15 protein-coding genes are annotated in these 17,147 nt (G+C 72.9%); 4 read left to right on the top strand and 11 right to left on the bottom strand.

The annotated features are described in order from the left end of the window. The first annotated feature begins 376 nt into the window (after positions 1 to 376). Positions 377 to 1,390, top strand: a complete 1,014-nt coding sequence (locus IO29_RS35025) for a LacI family DNA-binding transcriptional regulator (RefSeq protein ID WP_037840777.1) — start codon at positions 377 to 379, stop codon at positions 1,388 to 1,390. Between the two features lie 193 nt (positions 1,391 to 1,583). Here the strand turns inward: IO29_RS35025 and IO29_RS35020 are convergent, their stop codons facing one another. After that, positions 1,584 to 3,029 (bottom strand): aldehyde dehydrogenase family protein, encoded by a 1,446-nt coding sequence (locus tag IO29_RS35020; protein WP_030383502.1) that lies wholly within the window; start codon positions 3,027 to 3,029, stop codon positions 1,584 to 1,586. A 610-nt stretch (positions 3,030 to 3,639) separates the two neighbouring features. Here IO29_RS35020 and IO29_RS35015 point away from each other — a divergent pair. Together IO29_RS35015 and IO29_RS35010 are read left to right on the top strand one after the other, a co-directional pair. Further along, on the top strand, positions 3,640 to 5,448 hold the full coding sequence (locus IO29_RS35015) for a S9 family peptidase (RefSeq protein WP_030382730.1): 1,809 nt from the start codon (positions 3,640 to 3,642) through the stop codon (positions 5,446 to 5,448). A gap of 58 nt (positions 5,449 to 5,506) precedes the next feature. Beyond that, entirely contained in the window at positions 5,507 to 6,373 is an 867-nt protein-coding gene (locus IO29_RS35010; RefSeq protein ID WP_033226523.1) for an SURF1 family protein, read from the top strand. Here the strand turns inward: IO29_RS35010 and IO29_RS35005 are convergent. From IO29_RS35005 to IO29_RS34960, 10 genes are all read right to left on the bottom strand, one after another. Further along, positions 6,343 to 7,518, bottom strand: a complete 1,176-nt coding sequence (locus tag IO29_RS35005) for a hypothetical protein (RefSeq protein ID WP_030382728.1) — start codon at positions 7,516 to 7,518, stop codon at positions 6,343 to 6,345. The two genes, IO29_RS35010 and IO29_RS35005, sit on opposite strands and share 31 nt — an antisense overlap. Continuing rightward, the gene (locus IO29_RS35000; RefSeq protein ID WP_078618519.1) at positions 7,515 to 8,111 is read right to left on the bottom strand and encodes a SigE family RNA polymerase sigma factor; all 597 of its coding nucleotides are present in this window, start codon (positions 8,109 to 8,111) and stop codon (positions 7,515 to 7,517) included. Before IO29_RS35000 ends, IO29_RS35005 begins: the two co-directional genes overlap by 4 nt. A gap of 558 nt (positions 8,112 to 8,669) precedes the next feature. Continuing rightward, positions 8,670 to 9,707, bottom strand: a complete 1,038-nt coding sequence (locus IO29_RS34995; protein WP_030382726.1) for an aspartate-semialdehyde dehydrogenase — start codon at positions 9,705 to 9,707, stop codon at positions 8,670 to 8,672. Between the two features lie 314 nt (positions 9,708 to 10,021). Continuing rightward, positions 10,022 to 11,326: an aspartate kinase gene (locus IO29_RS34990; RefSeq protein WP_030382725.1), complete on the bottom strand. Its 1,305-nt coding sequence runs from the start codon at positions 11,324 to 11,326 to the stop codon at positions 10,022 to 10,024. Positions 11,327 to 11,579: 253 nt separating this feature from the next. Continuing rightward, positions 11,580 to 12,278, bottom strand: a complete 699-nt coding sequence (locus tag IO29_RS34985) for an HAD family hydrolase (RefSeq protein ID WP_030382724.1) — start codon at positions 12,276 to 12,278, stop codon at positions 11,580 to 11,582. After that, on the bottom strand, positions 12,275 to 12,631 hold the full coding sequence (locus IO29_RS34980) for a cupin domain-containing protein (RefSeq protein WP_030382723.1): 357 nt from the start codon (positions 12,629 to 12,631) through the stop codon (positions 12,275 to 12,277). Before IO29_RS34980 ends, IO29_RS34985 begins: the two co-directional genes overlap by 4 nt. A gap of 117 nt (positions 12,632 to 12,748) precedes the next feature. Then, complete coding sequence (locus IO29_RS34975) at positions 12,749 to 14,428, bottom strand: phosphotransferase (protein WP_030382722.1); 1,680 nt, start codon at positions 14,426 to 14,428, stop codon at positions 12,749 to 12,751. A gap of 168 nt (positions 14,429 to 14,596) precedes the next feature. Further along, positions 14,597 to 15,478 (bottom strand): SDR family oxidoreductase, encoded by an 882-nt coding sequence (locus IO29_RS34970; protein ID WP_030382721.1) that lies wholly within the window; start codon positions 15,476 to 15,478, stop codon positions 14,597 to 14,599. A gap of 134 nt (positions 15,479 to 15,612) precedes the next feature. Beyond that, entirely contained in the window at positions 15,613 to 15,852 is a 240-nt protein-coding gene (locus IO29_RS34965; protein ID WP_030382720.1) for a DUF397 domain-containing protein, read from the bottom strand. Continuing rightward, a complete protein-coding gene (locus IO29_RS34960; RefSeq protein WP_030382719.1) occupies positions 15,849 to 16,658 on the bottom strand; it encodes a helix-turn-helix domain-containing protein in 810 nt (269 codons plus the stop codon). The genes IO29_RS34965 and IO29_RS34960 overlap by 4 nt, the downstream gene beginning before the upstream one ends. A 78-nt stretch (positions 16,659 to 16,736) precedes the next feature. Between IO29_RS34960 and IO29_RS34955 the strand changes: the two genes are divergently transcribed. Next, positions 16,737 to 17,147, top strand: a complete 411-nt coding sequence (locus IO29_RS34955; RefSeq protein ID WP_030382718.1) for a hypothetical protein — start codon at positions 16,737 to 16,739, stop codon at positions 17,145 to 17,147.

The raw sequence follows: 17,147 nt of genomic DNA, 5'->3' as shown, positions 1-17,147 counted from the left end.
GTCTGGGGGGTGGGGGGTGCTGCGGACATGGCGGTCACCTCGCCGCGGAGTGGGTGTGGGGTTGTTTTGTCGGCTGTCCGTGGTGTGGGGTTACTCGATCGTATGTACCCGGTTTGTCGGGGGGTCACCAGTGGGGGTGGGCCGGTGGGGCGGGGCCGGGGTCTTTCGCCCCCGCCGCCCCTGCCCTTCCCGTCCCTTCGAGGGGCGCTGCCCCTTGGGCCCCGGGGTGCGTGGTGGCGGGCGCTTCTCCGACAGCGCGTCGAAGCGCTTCGACGCGTATGGACAGCGGTGATCCAGGCGGTTAAGGTCGGGCCAGGTCAACTGCCGAGTTTGTCGTTCTCGCGCTGTCGAAGCGCTTCGCCTCCTGGAGGACCGGATGGTCACCCTCGCCGAGGTCGCCCAGCATGCCGGAGTGTCGGCGAGCACGGTGAGCTATGTGCCCAGCGGCAAGCGGTCGATCTCCTCGGGAACCCGGCAACGGGTCGAGGAGTCCATCCGGGAGCTGGGCTACCACCCCAACGCCGGTGCGCGGGCCCTGGCGAGCAGCCGGTCGAACATCATCGCGCTGATGGTCCCGCTGCGCACCGACATGTACGTGCCGGTGATGATGGAGATCGCCATCGCCGTCGCCACCACCGCCCGCGCCCACGGCTACGACGTCCTGCTGCTCACCGGTGAGGAGGGCCCCGACGCCGTCAGGCGCGTCACCGGCAGCGGGCTCGCCGACGCCATGATCCTGATGGACGTCGAACTCGACGACGAACGGCTGCCGTTGCTGCGCGAGTCCGGCCAGCCGTCCGTGCTCATCGGACTGCCCGCCGACGCCACCGGACTCACCTGCGTCGACCTCGACTTCACCGCCACCGGCGCCCTGTGCGTGGAGCACCTCGCGATGCTCGGGCACCGTGACATCGCTGTCATCGGCGAGGCGGCGGCCGTCTACGAGAGGCACACCGGGTTCGCCGAGCGCACGCTCGACGGGCTGCGCACCCGCGCGGGCGAGCTGGGGCTGCGGATGCTGCACCGGCCCTGCGAGGGCGGGTACGACGCGATGGCCCTGACCTTGTCCCGGATCTTCGACGAGCGGCCGGGCACCTCGGGGTTCGTGGTGCAGAACGAGTCGGCGGTGGAGCCGCTGCTGGCCCTGCTGCGTCAGCAGGGCCGGGCCGTGCCGGAGGACGTCTCGGTGATCGCCGTCTGCCCGGACCAGGTCGCCGTGCAGGCGTCGGTGCGGCTGACGGCCGTCGCCATCCCGGCACAGGAGATGGGGCGCCGCGCGGTGGACCGGCTCGTCGCCAAGCTGGAGGGCCGGGGCGAGGACGAGGTGGTCCTGCTGGCACCGGAGTTGACCGTGCGGGCGAGCACCGGTCCGGCGCCCTCCGCCTCCTGACACCGGGCGGGTCCCCCGGCACGCGACCGGGGGCGGGGCCGGCCGGTCGTGCGGACCGGCCCCGTACCCGGGGGCCCCACCCTGCTCGGCCGCCGCTGACCGTCAGGCTGTCGGTGGCCGAAGTCCGGTCCGCCCCGCGGCCCGCGGGTGCCCCGGCCGGCGATCCCTGCGGGTCTGCCGCCCGGGGTTCCGCTCAGAGCGCGAGACCGGTGAGGACGAGCACCCGCTCGTAGGTGTAGTCCTCCATCGCGAACTTCACGCCCTCGCGGCCGACGCCGGACTGCTTGACGCCGCCGTACGGCATCTGGTCGGCGCGGTAGGACGGCACGTCGCCGATGACGACGCCGCCGACCTCGAGCGCGCGGTGGGCACGGAACGCGGCCTGGAGGTCGTGGGTGAACACGCCTGCCTGGAGGCCGTACTTGGAGTCGTTGACGGCGGCGAACGCCTCGGCCTCGCCGTCCGCCTTCTGCACGGTGAGGACCGGTCCGAAGACCTCCTCGCGGGCGAGCGTGGCGGTGGCGGGTACGCCGGTGAGGACGGCCGGCGCGTACGAGGCGCCCTCGCGCTTGCCGCCGGTGTGCAGGGTGGCGCCGCCCTCGACGGCCTCCTGGACCCATGCCTCGACGCGCTTGGCCGCGTCCTCGCTGACCAGCGGGCCGACGTCGGTGGCGTCGTCGGTGGGGTCGCCGGTGACCTGGGCCTCGACGGCGGCGACGAGGCGCGGCAGCAGCCGGTCGTAGACGGCGGCGTCGGCGATCACGCGCTGCACGGAGATGCAGGACTGGCCGCCCTGGTAGTTGGAGAAGGTGGCGATGCGGTGCGCGGCCCGGTCGAGGTCGGCGTCGCTCGCCCAGTCGGCGAGGACGACGGCCGCGCCGTTGCCGCCGAGTTCCAGGGTGCAGTGCTTGCGCGGCACCGAGTCCATGATCGCGTAGCCGACCTTGTCGGAGCCGGTGAAGGAGATGACCGGCAGCCGCTCGTCCTGGACGAGGGCGGGCATGCGGTCGTTGGGCACCGGCAGGATGCTCCAGGAGCCGGCGGGCAGCTCGGTCTCGGCGAGGAGTTCGCCGAGGATCAGCCCGGAGAGGGGGGTGGCCGGGGCCGGCTTGAGGATGATCGGCGCGCCGGCGGCGATGGCCGGGGCGATCTTGTGGGCGCAGAGGTTGAGCGGGAAGTTGAACGGGGCGATGCCGAGGACGACGCCCTTGGGGAAGCGGCGGGTCAGGGCGAGCCGGCCCTGGCCACCGGCGTCGGTGTCGAGGCGCTGGGCCTCGCCGCCGTTGAAGCGGCGGGCCTCCTCGGCGGCGAACCGGAACACGGAGACGGCACGGCCGACCTCGCCGCGGGCCCACTTGACCGGCTTGCCGTTCTCGGCCGAGATGAGCCGGGCGATCTCCTCGGCGCGGTCGGCGAGGCGGCGGGCGACGTGGTCGAGGGCGGCGGCGCGGGTGTGGGCGGGGGTGGCGGCGAACTCGTCCCGGACGGCGTGGGCGGCGGCGACGGCCTCCTCGACGTGAGCGTCGGTCGGCAGGCTGACCCTGCCGACGAGGGTGTTGTCCCAGGGGGAGGTGACGTCGAGGGTGTGCTCGCCGGTGGCCTGGCGGCCGGCGAGCCAGAAGGCGTGGGTGGAGGTCATGGGGCGGGGTGCCTGCCTTCCGGGTCGGGTGGGTGCGGGGTCCTCCGCGGTTCCGCCGCGGTGGGGTGCGGATCGCTCCGCGGTGGGGTGCAGTGCGGATCGGTCCGCGGTGGGGTGCGGATCGCTCCGCGGTTCCGCCGCGGGCGGGGTGCGGGTCCACGGTAGGGCGCGGGGGCCGGAGGGTCGTTTGTCCACGGTGGCGGGATCGGGGGATGCGGTACGCCGAATCGGCGCGGGCGCCTTTTTTCTCGCCCCCGCCGCCCCTACCCGTCCCATCCTTGACCTGGGGGCTCTGCCCCCAGGCCCCCCGGAAGAGGCGCAAAAGAGCTCGGGTGGGTGGGTGCGTGGGCGAATGCGGGTGGGTGGGGGCTTCTCGCGCAGTTCCCCGCGCCCCTTACGGGGCACGGTGCGTACTCGCGCCCCCTCGCGGCCGAGCCGCGCAAACGACACAGCCCCGCGCCGCCCGCGGCTGAGCCGCGCAGACCACACAGCCCCGCGCCCCCCGCGGCCGAGCCGCGCAGACCACACAACCCCGCGCCCCCCGCGGCCGAGCCGCGCAGACGACACAGCCCCGCGCCGCTTGGAGTCCGGGGCGCGGCAAGATGTACCCATGAGTGAGAGTGGCGGCATGGTGGCGTGGGAGATGCGGTTTCGGGCGGCGCGGGTTTCGTTGCCGGACTGGGCGGAGGACGCGCCGGAGCGGGCGCTGTTCGTGTCGAACGCGACCGGGACGTACGAGCTGTACGCGTGGGACCGGGCCACCGGTGCGCAGCGGCAGGTGACCGACCGGCCGAACGGCACCACGGACGGGGTGCTGTCGCCCGACGGCGAGTGGATCTGGTGGTTCGACGACACGGACGGGGATGAGTTCGGGATCTGGCGGCGCCAGGCCTTCACCGGCAGTGCCTCCGGGGCCGGTGACGAGGCCGCCGCTCCCGGGCTCGCGCCCTCCTATCCCGCCGGGCTCGCGCTCGGGCGGGACGGGCGGACCGCCGTCGTCGGGCGGTCGACCGACGAGGACGGGACCACCCTGCACCTCGTCCGCACCGGCGAGGACCCCGTCGAGATCTACCGGCACCGCGAGTCCGCCGGCGTCGGCGACCTCTCGCACGACGGCTCGCTGCTCGCCATCGAGCACACCGAGCACGGCGACGCCATGCACTCGGCGCTGCGCGTGCTGCGCCCCGACGGCACCGCCGTCGCCGAGCTCGACGACACCAGGGGCGGCACCGTCGAGCTGGGCCTGGAGGTGCTCGGCTTCGCACCCGTCGACGGCGACACCCGGCTGCTCATCGGCCATCAGCGCCGCGGCCGCTGGGAGCCGCTGGTCTGGGACGTGGCCACCGGCGAGGAGACCGACCTCGCGCTGGAGCTGCCCGGCGACGTGGCCGCCGAGTGGTACCCGGACGGCTCCGCCCTGCTCGTCTCGCACAGCTTCGAGGCCCGCAGTGAGCTGTTCCGCTACGACTTCGCCGAGCGCGCCCTGACCGAGCTGTCCACCCCGCCCGGCACCGTCTCCGGCGCCACCGCACGCCCGGACGGCAGCGTCGAGTACCTGTGGTCCTCGGCCGCCGAGCCGCCGGTCGTGCGGTCCACGACGGGGCGCGTCGTGCTCGACCCGCCCGGGATGAAGGCGCCGGCCTCCGTGCCCGTGGAGGACGTGTGGGTGGAGGGGCCCGGCGGCCGCGTCCACGCGCTCGTGCAGAAGCCGGCCGGGGCGAGCGGGCCGCTGCCCACCGTCTTCGACATCCACGGCGGCCCCACCTGGCACGACAGCGACGCCTTCGCCGCCGCGCCCGCCGCCTGGGTCGACCACGGGTACGCGGTCGTCCGCGTCAACTACCGCGGCTCCACCGGCTACGGCCGCGAGTGGACCGACGCGCTCAAGCACCGGGTCGGCCTGATCGAGCTGGAGGACATCGCGGCGGTCCGCGAGTGGGCCGTCTCCTCCGGCCTCGCCGACCCCGAGCGGCTGGTGCTGACCGGCGGCTCCTGGGGCGGCTACCTCACCCTGCTCGGCCTCGGCGTCCAGCCGGAGCTGTGGACGGTGGGCATCGCGGCGGTGCCGGTCGCGGACTACGTCACGGCGTACCACGACGAGATGGAGGCGCTGAAGGCGATGGACCGCACGCTGCTCGGCGGCACGCCGGAGGAGGTCCCGGAGCGGTTCGAGGCGTCGTCGCCGCTGACGTACGTCGACGCGGTGAAGGCGCCGGTGTACATCTCGGCGGGCGTCAACGACCCGCGCTGCCCGATCCGCCAGATCGAGAACTACGTCGACCGGCTGGCCGCGCGGGGCGCGGTCCACGAGGTGTACCGGTACGACGCGGGACACGGGTCCCTCGTCGTGGACGAGCGGATCAAGCAGGTGCGGCTGGAACTGGAGTTCGCGGCGCGGCATGTGGGGGGTGGGGCGTAGGCGGCCCGGGGGCACCCCGCGTGCCCCCCGCGCCCGTCCCCGCCGTACCGTTGACGTTGTGTACCGGTTCCTCCTGACCCCCCGCTGGTGGGCGATCAACGTACTCGCCCTCCTCGCGATCCCCGTCTGCGTCTTCATGGGCACCTGGCAGCTCAGCCGCTTCGAGGACCGTGTACAGGACCACCGCACCGCCACCGAGCAGGCCGCGGCCGACAAGAAGGAGGCCGCGCGCCCGCTCGCCTCGCTGCTGCCGGTGGACAAGTCCACCTCCGGCAAGCGCGCCACCGCGACCGGGCACTACGGCAGGCAGCTCCTCGTCCCCGGCCGTGAGCTGGACGACCGCGACGGCTACTACGTGCTGACGATGCTCCGCACCGACGGCGGCAAGGCGCTGCCCGTCGTGCGGGGCTGGCTGCCGGGCACCGCGTCCGCGGCGAAGGCACCGGCCGCGCCGGCCGGCGAGGTCACCGTCACCGGCGCGCTCCAGGCCTCCGAGACGCCCGGCGACAACGGCGCGAGCGCGGCGGGCGGACTGCCCGCCGGGCAGGTCGGCGCGATCAGCGCGGCCTCGCTGGTGAACCTGGTGCCGTACGACGTGTACGACGCCTGGGTCACGCTCGACAAGGCGGACTCCGGGATGACGGCGGTCCCGGCGAGCCGGCCCGACGACTCCGGGCTCGATCTGCGGGCCTTCCAGAACCTCGGCTACACCGGCGAGTGGTTCGTCTTCGCGGGCTTCGTGGTCTTCATGTGGTTCCGGCTGCTGCGCCGCGAGGTGGAGTTCCAGCGCGACGCGGAGCTGGGCATCCTGCCGGAGGACGGCAGTGACCCGGCGGGGGACGCCGAGGACGGCAGTGACCCGGAAAAGGACACCGACGGGGCCGGGCCCCCGGCTCAGGACCCCGCCAGCACTCCCGTCCGGTAGACCGTTCCCGCGCACGCGTTCGGAACCGTCGCGGTCACCGTCGGCGAGCCCGTCGCGGCCGTGTGGGAGACGACCACGCTGCCGTCGGCGACGCCGTCCTCCCGCAGGAGCTGCGAGGAGGCCGTGTTGCCGTTCGTGGCCGAGGAGCCCTCGGAGGAGCCCGCGGTGCCGTCCGACGCGCTCGGGTCGGGCGAGGGGCCGCCGGAGCCGCCGCCGCTGGCACCCTCGGTGGGGCACGTCTCGGACGGCACCCAGGCGAACTGCACCTGGTAGGCCATGCCGGGCTTGAGGATCAGCGAGGCCAGCTCCTGGGACGGGTCGGGCAGCCCGGTGGCGGCGTCGCCCGCGACATGGCTGACGACGGTGACGCGCGTCGGGTCCGCCGCGCCCTGGGCGGCCGTGCCGACCGTGCCCGGGCCGGAGACCGTACAGGTCGTGCCGGAGATGTTGGCGACGCGGAAGGTGCCGTAGACGATGCCGGTGGAGTCGGCGGCGGCGATGCTGGAGGTGGCCCCGCCGAGCTGGGCGGCCGTGCAGTCGGTGATGCCCGAGCCGGGGGCGGAGGAGCCGCTGCCGGTGGCGCCGCGGCCCTTGCCGGTGCCCTTGTCCCGCTTGCCCTCGTGGCCGGACGTGCCCTTGTCCTTGACGGAGTCGGAGGCGCCGTTGTCGTCGCCGGAGCCGCCGTTCTTGCCCTTGTCCTGGCCCGCGCCGCCGTGGGCCTGCGAGGCCTGGCCCGCGATGGAGGGGTCGGCGTTCGAACCGGTGGCGTGGGAGACGTGCAGCAGGGCGGGGACGGCCGTGCCGGCGAAGAGCGCGGCGGCCGCCATGCCGACGAGTGCCTGCCGCTTGCGCGCCCGGCGCGCGGGCACCGCCCGGCGCAGATGCTCCAGGGCGCCGTCGCGGGGCTCGATGTCCCCGACGGCGGAGTGCAGCACGCGCCGCAACGCCAGCTCGTCGGGGGCGAGCCCGAGGTCGTCGTCGTGCGCGTCGTCGGACTCGGGTGCGGCGGGCCGGTCGGCCGGGTCGGCGCCGGGGGCGGCCGGGTGGCCGTGGTCCTCGGGGCGGTGGTTCACAGTTCCGTTCCCAGCCTGCTGATCGTCGTCGTGCTCGCTGCCCTGCCCGGTGTTCCTGTCGTGCTCGGTCATGCCGGCGCCTCCATGGCGATGCGCAGCGCCGCGATGCCGCGGGAGCCGTACGCCTTGACCGACCCGAGGGAGAGGCCCAGCGTCGCCGCGACCTGCGCCTCCGTCATGTCCGCGAAGTAACGCAGCACCAGCACCTCGCGCTGGCGGCGCTGCAAGCCCTTCATCGCCTTGATCAGGGAGTCCCGCTCCAGCTGGTCGTAGGCGCCCTCCTCCGCGCTCGCCATGTCCGGCATCGGCTTCGACAGCAGCTTCAGGCCGAGGATGCGGCGGCGCAGGGCGGAGCGGGAGAGGTTCACCACCGTCTGGCGCAGATAGGCGAGCGTCTTCTCCGGCTCGCGGACGCGCTTGCGGGCCGAGTGGACGCGGATGAACGCCTCCTGGACGACGTCCTCGCAGGAGGCGGTGTCGTCGAGGAGGAGCGCCGCGAGGCCCAGCAGGGAGCGGTAGTGCGTCCGGTACGTCTCCGTGAGGTGGTCGACCGTGGTACCGGTCGCCACGGCCTCCTCTGCTCCCTCACGCTGGCTCGGTATGCGGGTGGGCCGCGCTGCGGGCATGGGCGCGATCACCGGCATGCCGCCGGGCGCGCCGGGCATGCGGACCCGGCGGGGCGGACGCAGGGCCGTGCCCCCCGTCTGTACCGCCGCGGTGAATTCGAGTACCTCTGCTGCCACGCATGTTGGACACGCCTGGGGCCGTCAGGGTTGTACGCGGGTTCGGGTACGCCCCGTCGCACGCCCGTCAGCGGTGCGCACCCGGGCGCCCCGTGTATCCGGTGTGCTTCCCCCGTGGCGGCGGACAGTACGTCCCGTGCCCTCATGCCTACCAGCTCTTCCCCTGTGCCGTGCCCTGTCTGCGCTGCCCGACCCCCCGAAGGGCGAACGCAATGACGCTCCCCGCCGTCCGTCCGGTTGCGTCCGGTGACGGAGGCGGGGAGGAAATCTTCGTTTCCCGTACGGGTCTGGTTCAAGTGGTCCGGACCAGGTGGGTCCGGCCCGGCCACAGGACTGACACAGATCCTACAAATACTTGACGGTTTGACCAGCGTATAGGGCATGCCGAAAGCCCGAAGGGACAGGTCGGATGCCCCTCATCGCTCCCGTGTGCCCTCGTACGCGCTCGCGGTCCGCGTGGCCGCCGTCGCCGCCGGGGCCCTACTCCCGTTCCGCCGCGACGAGTTCGGCGATCTGGACGGCGTTGAGGGCGCCGCCCTTGCGGAGGTTGTCGGCGCAGACGAAGAAGTCGAGCGCGGTGGGATCGTCGTGCGCCCGGCGCACCCGGCCCACCCACGCGGGGTCCGTGCCGACCACGTCCGCCGGGGTGGGGAACTCCCCCGCCGCCGGGTCGTCGCACAGCACGACGCCGGGGGCGGTGGCCAGGATCTCCCGGGCCTTGTCGACCGTGACCTCGTTCTCGAAACCGGCGTGGACGGTGAGGGAGTGGGCGGTGACCACGGGGACGCGGACGCAGGTGACCGCGAGCGGCAGCCGCGGCAGGCCGAGGACCTTGCGGGTCTCCTCCCGCAGCCCGGCCTCCTCCGAGGACCAGCCGTCCTCGCCGAGCGTGCCGGCCCACGGGACGACGTTGAGCGCGACCGGCTCCGGGAACGGGCCGGTGGCCTCGCCCACCGCGCGGCGCACATCGCCCGGGTGGGTGCCCAGCTCCGTACCGGCGACGAGGGCGAGCTGCTCGCGCAGCGTCTCGACGCCCGCGCGGCCCGCACCGCTCACCGCCTGGTACGAGGAGACGACCAGCTCGCGCAGGCCGAACTCGGCGTGCAGCGCGCCCATCGCCACGATCATCGTGAGCGTGGTGCAGCCGGGGCTGGCGAGGATCCCGCGGGGGCGCACGCGCGCGGTGTGCGCGTTGACCTCGGGGACGACCAGGGGGACGTCGGCCTCCGCCCGGAAGGCGGCGGAGTTGTCGACGACGACGGCGCCCAGGGCGGCGGCGACGGGGGCCCACCGGCGGGCGACGTCCTCGGGGACGCAGAACAGGGCGACGTCGACGCCGGTGAGGGCGGCCTCGTCCAGCTCGGCCACCTCGGTCTCCTCGCCGCGGACGGTCAGCTTGCGGCCGGCCGAGCGGGGGGAGGCGAGAAGGCGGATCTCGCCCCAGATGTCGGCGCGCTGGGAGAGGATGCGGAGCATGACGGCGCCGAGGGTGCCGGTGGCGCCGGCGACCGCCAGCACGGGTCTGTCCCTGTGCCGGACCGACGCGGCGGCTTGGCCGGGGGCCGGCTGAGGGGTGCGGGCCTGTGCGGCTGCCGCACCTGCGGCGCCCGCGGTGGGGGGCGGTGCGGTGTCGTCGCGATCGCGGGTGCGTGGTGGTCGCTCGCGCCCCGCGGCGAAGCCGCTGATCGACACAGCCCCGCGCCCCTTGGGGCGCGCGGGCTGGGCGGAGGCGTGGGTAGGCACAGGTCCGCGCCCCTGAACGGGCGCGGGTGCCCCCACGAGCCCCGGGCCGTGATCGCGTGTGACGGCGGGGGCGCGTGGGGGGTCCGGGGTCATCGACCCGTGCCTCCGTAGACGACCGCCTCGTCGCTGTCGGAGTCCAGGCCGAACGCGCTGTGGACCGCGCGGACGGCCTCCGGGACGTCGTCCTTGCGGGTGACGACCGAGATGCGGATCTCGGAGGTCGAGATCAGCTCGATGTTGACGCCCGCGTCGCTCAGCGCCTCGAAGAACCCGGCGGTGACCCCGGGGTTGGTCTTCATGCCCGCGCCGACCAGGGAGATCTTGCCGATCTGGTCGTCGTAGCGGAGCGAGTCGAAGCCGATGACGTCACGCGCCTTCTCCAGCGCGTCGATCGCCTTGCGGCCCTCGGCCTTGGGCAGGGTGAAGGAGATGTCCGTCAGCCCCGTGGACGCGGCGGAGACGTTCTGCACCACCATGTCGATGTTGATCTCGGCGTCCGCGATGGCGCGGAAGATCGCCGCGGCCTCGCCCGGCTTGTCGGGCACGCCGACGACGGTGATCTTGGCCTCCGAGGTGTCGTGCGCGACCCCGGAGATGATGGCCTGCTCCACCTTTGGTTCCCCTTGCGATACGTGCTGTGCCGACTGCGCCGGCTTGATCGGCTCGCTACTGACCCACGTGCCCTGCAACGGGCTGAACGACGAGCGGACGTGGATCGGGATGTTGTAGCGGCGGGCGTACTCCACACAGCGGTGGAGCAGCACCTTGGACCCGGAGGCGGCCAGTTCGAGCATGTCCTCGAAGGAGATCCAGTCGATCTTCCGGGCCTTCTTCACCACTCGCGGGTCGGCGGTGAACACGCCGTCCACGTCGGTGTAGATCTCGCACACCTCCGCGTCCAGCGCCGCCGCCAGCGCGACGGCCGTGGTGTCGGAGCCGCCGCGGCCCAGCGTGGTGATGTCCTTGCCCACCTGGCTGACACCCTGGAAACCGGCGACGATGCAGATGTTGCCCTCGTCGAGCGCGGTGCGGATGCGGCCGGGCGTGACGTCGATGATCCGCGCTTTGTTGTGGACCGAGTCGGTGATCACACCGGCCTGGCTGCCGGTGAAGCTCTGCGCCTCGTGGCCCAGGTTTTTGATCGCCATGGCCAGCAGGGCCATGGAGATCCGCTCTCCCGCGGTCAGCAGCATGTCGAGCTCGCGCCCGGCAGGGATCGGCGACACCTGCTCGGCGAGATCGATCAGCTCGTCCGTCGTGTCGCCCATCGCGGAGACCACGACAACCACCTGGTTGCCGTTCTTCTTGGCTTCCACGATCCGCTTGGCGACGCGCTTGATGCCCTCGGCATCGGCTACGGAGGAGCCTCCGTACTTCTGCACGACAAGGCCCACGTGCGCTCCTCGCTCAGTCCGTCTCTGTCCGCGATGTCCGCACATACGTATGTACGGCGCGGTCGGCTCAGTCTATCGAGCGGCCGAATCTCCCTTCCGGGATACCGCATGGTGAGATGTCCCGCTCATGGCGTGATCACCCCGGTTTCCTGCGGAAACCACCGGCCGCTCCGGGACGACGTACTCCGTCGGACGCCGTGCCCGAGCGGCTTCTGCCCGAGGAACGCTCCGGCCACGCGGAAAGTGCCCGGCATCACATTTTCCCGCCGAGCACCGCCCGCAGCGCGTCCGGCCGGGCGTGCGCGGGAAGGTGGTCCACGAAGTGCACCGGGCAGCCGAGGAGGCCCGCCCCGGCGTCCGCGACCCTGTCGTCGCCGACCATGAGCACCCGCTCGTACGGCAGCGCCAGCGCCTCGCAGGCCAGCCGGAAGATCTTCGGATCCGGCTTCTGCACCCCGTGCTCGCAGCTGAGGACGAAGACGTCCACGAGTTCCTCCAGCCCGTGCGCCCGCAGGACCGGCCGCAGGTCCCAGCCGATGTTGCTCACCACGGCCACCGGCGCGCCCCGCCGGCGCAGCTCCCCGAGGACCTCCGCCGTGTCCGGGTAGGGCCGCCAGGCCGCCGGTGTCATGTGGCGCGCGTACAACGCGTCGTGGACCTCCTCCCCCCACGGCAGACCCGCCTCGCGCATCAGCCCGACGTAGGCCCGCCGGTGACTGTCGCCGTCGAGGTCGCGCCGGTCCCAGGAGGGCCGCAGCCGGTCCGGCAGGGCGGAGGGGGAGACACCGCCCGGGAGGGCGCCGAGCCGCTCCAGGCGCTCCGTGCACGCGGCCAGCTCCCGTTCCCCGGCGTCGATGCCCAGGTCGTCGAGTACGGCACGCAGCCAGTCCCCGGTGGGCTCGACGCGCATGAGCGTGCCGGAGAAGTCGAACATGTACCCCTTGACGGTCACGCCACCTCCACCTTGTCCCCGTCCCGCTCGGGCACGTGGAAGACGATCAGCCGGACGGGGTGCGGCACCGGCAGGGCGCCGTGCACGTCCCCCGGCTCCAGCACCAGGAGGTCGCCCGCCCGGAGCCGGACCACGGTGTCGCCGACCCGGTAGTCGGCGTCGTCGAGGAAGTAGAAGATCTCGTGCAGCTGCCGGTGGTAATGGCGCGTCTCGGTGAAGTCGGCGGGGTGTTCCACGAACAGGATCCCGACCCGGTCGACGGGCACGTCCACGGGGAGGTCCAGCAGGGACAGCACGGTCCGGCCGTCCGGGCGCGCGGCGGCCTCCTGGTCCGCGCGGTGCACTACACGCATGTCACGGCTTCCTTCCGTCAGGGGTTGCAGTGGTCGCAGTGGTCGCAAGGGGTCGCAGTGGTTCTCATGGGCGTCCGTCGCCGTCCGTCGCCGTTCGTCGTCGTCCGGCGTCGTTCGTCAGGACACCGGTGAAGGGCGGGTCGCGCGCCGCTGTCCCACCGCTTCGGTGAGTTCGGCGTACAGGCCGTTGATCAGCTCCACGCCCCGGGCGTAGCAGGCGAGCGCGACCGTCTCCCGCTCGTCGTGGGCGATGTGGAAGGGCATCACGCTGCACATGTGCGCCGCCTCCGCCAGCCGCACCTTCAGCAGCCAGCGGGGTTCCCCCTGGTGCCACTGCGTCGCCGCGAGCCAGGTGTGCAGGCGCCGGCGCACCCTGCGGTAGAAGGTGACCAGTTCGGGCGCGGTGATGGTGTAGTCGATCCCGGTCTCCCCGACGGCGACCCGGACGTGGCCGCCGTGGATGAGGTCGTACAGCGAGTTGACCGAGTGCCAGACCTTCCCGAGGTCGTAGGCCACGTCGTAGCCGGGGTTGCCCCGGGGGTCGATCAGCAGGAACCGGTGGTTGTGCCGGTCGATCAGCACGTTGTCGAAGTGCAGGTCGCCGTGGGTGCGCCGGAGCCGTTCGGGGGTCAGCAGCGCGAGCATCCGCTCGTCGCGCCGCAGATCGGCGACGACGCTGCCGATGTTGCGCAGCCAGACCCCGTTCACCCGGACGCGGTCCGCCGCCCACAGCCGGTGCCGGTACGGAAGCGCGGCGGCCGTCTCCGACAGCCTCGCGACGATGCGGTCCAGGTGGGTGCGCCGTATGTAGTCCTCGGGCACTTCCCGGTCACCGGCCGGGTACAGGTCCCGTTTGAGGACGGCGAGGACGCGGCGCACCCACAGGGCGGCCTCCTCCTCGTCGATCGCCCCGGAGAGGATCAGTCCGCGCAGGGTGGGCAGGCGGTGGTAGTGCAGGTCCATCGAGGCGCCCCGCATGCCGATGCGGTGCTCCACGACGTCGGGGAAGTGGCGGCGCGCGGCGTCGTCGAGGCCGCGCAGCCAGCCTATTTCGTCGGACAGTTTGTCCTGCCCCTCGCCGAACGCCTCCTTGCGCACGATGCGGCGCCCCTGCGGGTGCAGATGCACGTAGGTGCGCGCGTAGGAGCCGCCGGCCAGCCAGTTCTCGACGACGATGTCGTCGCCGTGGACGTCGTGCGCCAGCACCGCGCAGCGGACGCGCACCCGCCGGGCGAGGAGACCGAGCGCCTCGCACCACGAGGGCGGGTCCGGGCGCTCGCCGAGGATGTCCGCGAGCGCCGGTCTGTCGGCGTTCACCAGCATGACGGCGCCCAGGTACCCGAGGGCTCCCGGCCCGCCCCGGTCACCGGCACCGTCCGGTCCGGCCGGGGCGGCCAGACCGTCCAGCACCAGGGGGTCGCGGCCCTCCTGGCGGACCACCGCGCGCGCCCGCACGGGGAGGTCCGGGCGGCCGGTCACCAGGACGGTGGACGTCGTCAGACTGGCGAACGCGGCGAGGGTGTCGGGCCGTATCTCACACGCGCAGTCGACGACCAGTACCCGGCCCACCTCCTCCCGCACCGCCCGCGCGAGTTCCCGCAGCCGCTGCCGGGCACCCGGCGCGGCGACCCACCGCACCAGGCCGGGCCAGTCGCCGAGGCCGGCGGCCCCGTCGCCGCCGATGACCGTGACACCGCTGACGGTGCCCTCGTGGACGGCCTCCCGCACCGCGGGCGTGACCGCCCGGGGGGAGTCCGCGTGCCGGGCGCACTGGGTGTCGAGCACGATGATCCTCATGGGCCTGCCTCCGTCTGTCTCTGCGCCGGCGGCACCGGGACGCCCCACGACACGACGGACGGCTCACACGCGGGCGCACGGGTGCGCGGGCGGGCGGGCGTCCCGGACGTGCGGGGAGGACCGGGCGGTACCGCGAAGAACGGTGATGAACGGTTGCGACCGCCGGGCCTAGAAGCCGAGGGAGCGGACGTGGGACTTCACGTGGTGGGGGACGTCCGCCGGCACGTCCACGCCGTGCCGCTCCAGCCGGCCGGTCAGCAGCCAGGGGCGCGCGGGGCGCGGCACGCCGTGCCCGTCGGGCACCGGGCGGGCGGGGCGGAGCAGCGAGGCCGGCAGTCCCGCCGCCTCGGCGATCCGCCGCCCCCAGGCGAGCTTCGTCAGGCGTTCCCGGCTCGCCACGTGCAGCACCCCCGTCATCCGGCCGGAGACGGCCTGCTCCAGGGCTCTCGCCACGTCCCCGGTCCATGTGGGCTGTCGCTCGACGCCGTCGTCGAGTTCGACGGGGCGCCCCTCCCCCAGCGCGCGCAGCATGGCCTCGACCCAGCCGTGGGCACGGCCGGGAACGGGCGGGCCGTAGAGGATGGGGAGGCGGACGGTCAGGTGCCCGGGCACCTCACGGACGCGCTCCTCGCCGAGGAGCTTGGTCCGACCATAGATCTGGAGAGGATTCGGGGTGTCGTCCTCCGCGTAGCCGGACTCCGACGTGCCGTCGAAGACGTACTCGGTCGACGTGTAGACCAGCCCGACCGCGTGGCGTGCGCAGGCCCGGGCCACGTTCTCGGTGGTCCGGACGTTCAGTTCGTGGGCCAGTCCGGGGTCCCGCTCGCATACCGCCACATCGGCGCAGGCCACGAGGTGCACGCAGACGTCCGGACGGTGACCGTCGAAGAAGCGGTCGACCTCGGTGGCACGGGTCGCGTCGACGCTGAACAGGTCGGGCCCCGTCCGGCTGCGGGACCACCCGACGACCTCGTGCCGGGCGGCTAACGCGGCCGTGACGGCGCCGCCCAGCATGCCTCCGGCACCGGTGATGAGAACTTTCGCGGGCATGGGGGGTTCCCTCCTGCGTCGGCGCATTCGTCATCGAGCGGGCGCCCCTGCCGGGGCACACGTCGAGGCGGGTCGAGGAGGGCGTTCGACCCGGCCACACACTACGGGAAGATCCGCGAAGGTCAACGGCGCGATCAGGGTCGAACTGCGGCGACGAACGCCGACCAGGCGGGCGCGGCGATGCGGAGTTCGGGGCCGGTGGGGGCGGCCTTGGAGTCACGGACGTGCACGACGTCACCGTGGGCGACCTCGACGCACGCGCCGCCCTCGTTGTCGCTGTAGCTGGACTTGAACCATGCCTGGGCGATCTCGACGCAGTTACCGCCCTCGCTGTCGCTGTAGCTGGACTTGAACCACTTCAATTGGTCGCTCATTGCCGATCCACCATCCCCTCGATGAAGCGGGCCGACTCAGCCGGGCTGAGGGCCTGCGCGCGGATCATGCTAAGCCGCTCCGACACGCGGCTGACAACCCCCGGATCGGCCGAAAGTTCGCTGGCGAACGGCCCCTCCGTGAAGGCATAGCGCTCGTGATCGCGGGACTCCAGAAGCACCATCGGCCCCATGATCGCGTCGCTGATGACGCGTTCGAATGGCAACACCTGCAAGACGACGTTCCTGGCCGTCGATGCTTCCAGCAATCGAGTCATCTGCTCAACGTCCACCATTGGGTTTCGCAGAGTTGCCTCGTACAGAACGAAGCTCAAGGACACCAGAGGCTTCCGCTCGGTGAGTGAGGCCTGTCGCTCCATCCGCGCAGCGATCCGCTCCTCCACCGTCTCCTTCTCCAGCGGTGGCTGCCGATTCTCGATCAGCGCACGCGCGTAGCTCTCGGTCTGCAACAAGCCCGGAATGAGGACGACTTCGTACCACCAGAGACTGATCGCCTCCTTCTCCCTCTCCATGAAGTCCTGCGCCCGCGCCGGGAACCGCTCTCGCAGCAGGTAGTCCTTCGCCGCGCTCAACAGGCCCTCCGCGTGGCACAGTTCGTCGGCGACGTCGAGGACGCGCGGGGTCGGCATACGCACCCCCTGCTCCATGGACTTGATGGTGTCCGGGGAGTAGCTGGCCGCCTCCGCGAGCTGCTCGCGGCTGATGTTCGCCTTCGTGCGCCAGCGTTTCATCTGGTTGCCGCTGTAGCGCCAGGCGACGGGCGGCTGGGAGTTGTTCTGGCCGGGCACGGGAACCACCTCCGACGGGTACGCCGGGGCGCGTATCCCCCGGGTCGCTACCGACCGTAGAGAGCTGAGCGGCACGGTGTGACCATGACGAGCACAATTCACCGGCCCGTGTGGGTCCCCCCTTCCGGTCACCGGCTGCATGTGACCGGCGTCCACTTCGACGCCGTACGGATCGAGGGGCTGCGCGGGGAACTGGTCGCCGACCATCTGATCGAGGCGACGGACGAGGACGCGGGGCCGATCGTGTGCGAGGCGGCGCGGGGGCGCTGGGTGTACTTCCTGCTCCCGCCCGGCACCGTACGGCGGTACGACTGGCCGACCGGTGTGCAGCGGCTCTCCGGCCACGGCGAGCGCACGGTCACCTACATCGGCATCCCCGCGCTGGAGGGCAACACCTGGCCGCTGCGCTGGTACAGCGTGCCGACATCGACCGCGCCCCACGTCGACGCGGCGGCGCTGCACGGAGCCGTGGCCGGGCCGCGTCGGTGA

The sequence above is a fragment of the Streptomyces sp. NRRL F-6676 genome (assembly GCF_000725625.1).
GTDB lineage: Bacteria > Actinomycetota > Actinomycetes > Streptomycetales > Streptomycetaceae > Streptomyces.
Note: the sequence above shows the minus strand (reverse complement) of the source record. Positions and strands in the feature narration are given on the sequence as shown.

Coding starts and splice junctions, on each gene's coding strand:
- IO29_RS35015 (WP_030382730.1), top strand. CDS start 3,640: ATGAGTGAGAGTGGCGGCATGGTGGCGTGGGAGATGCGGTTTCGGGCG.
- IO29_RS34980 (WP_030382723.1), bottom strand. CDS start 12,631: ATGCGTGTAGTGCACCGCGCGGACCAGGAGGCCGCCGCGCGCCCGGAC.
- IO29_RS34975 (WP_030382722.1), bottom strand. CDS start 14,428: ATGAGGATCATCGTGCTCGACACCCAGTGCGCCCGGCACGCGGACTCC.
- IO29_RS35025 (WP_037840777.1), top strand. CDS start 377: ATGGTCACCCTCGCCGAGGTCGCCCAGCATGCCGGAGTGTCGGCGAGC.
- IO29_RS34970 (WP_030382721.1), bottom strand. CDS start 15,478: ATGCCCGCGAAAGTTCTCATCACCGGTGCCGGAGGCATGCTGGGCGGC.
- IO29_RS35020 (WP_030383502.1), bottom strand. CDS start 3,029: ATGACCTCCACCCACGCCTTCTGGCTCGCCGGCCGCCAGGCCACCGGC.
- IO29_RS35005 (WP_030382728.1), bottom strand. CDS start 7,518: ATGACCGAGCACGACAGGAACACCGGGCAGGGCAGCGAGCACGACGAC.
- IO29_RS35000 (WP_078618519.1), bottom strand. CDS start 8,111: ATGCCCGGCGCGCCCGGCGGCATGCCGGTGATCGCGCCCATGCCCGCA.
- IO29_RS34965 (WP_030382720.1), bottom strand. CDS start 15,852: ATGAGCGACCAATTGAAGTGGTTCAAGTCCAGCTACAGCGACAGCGAG.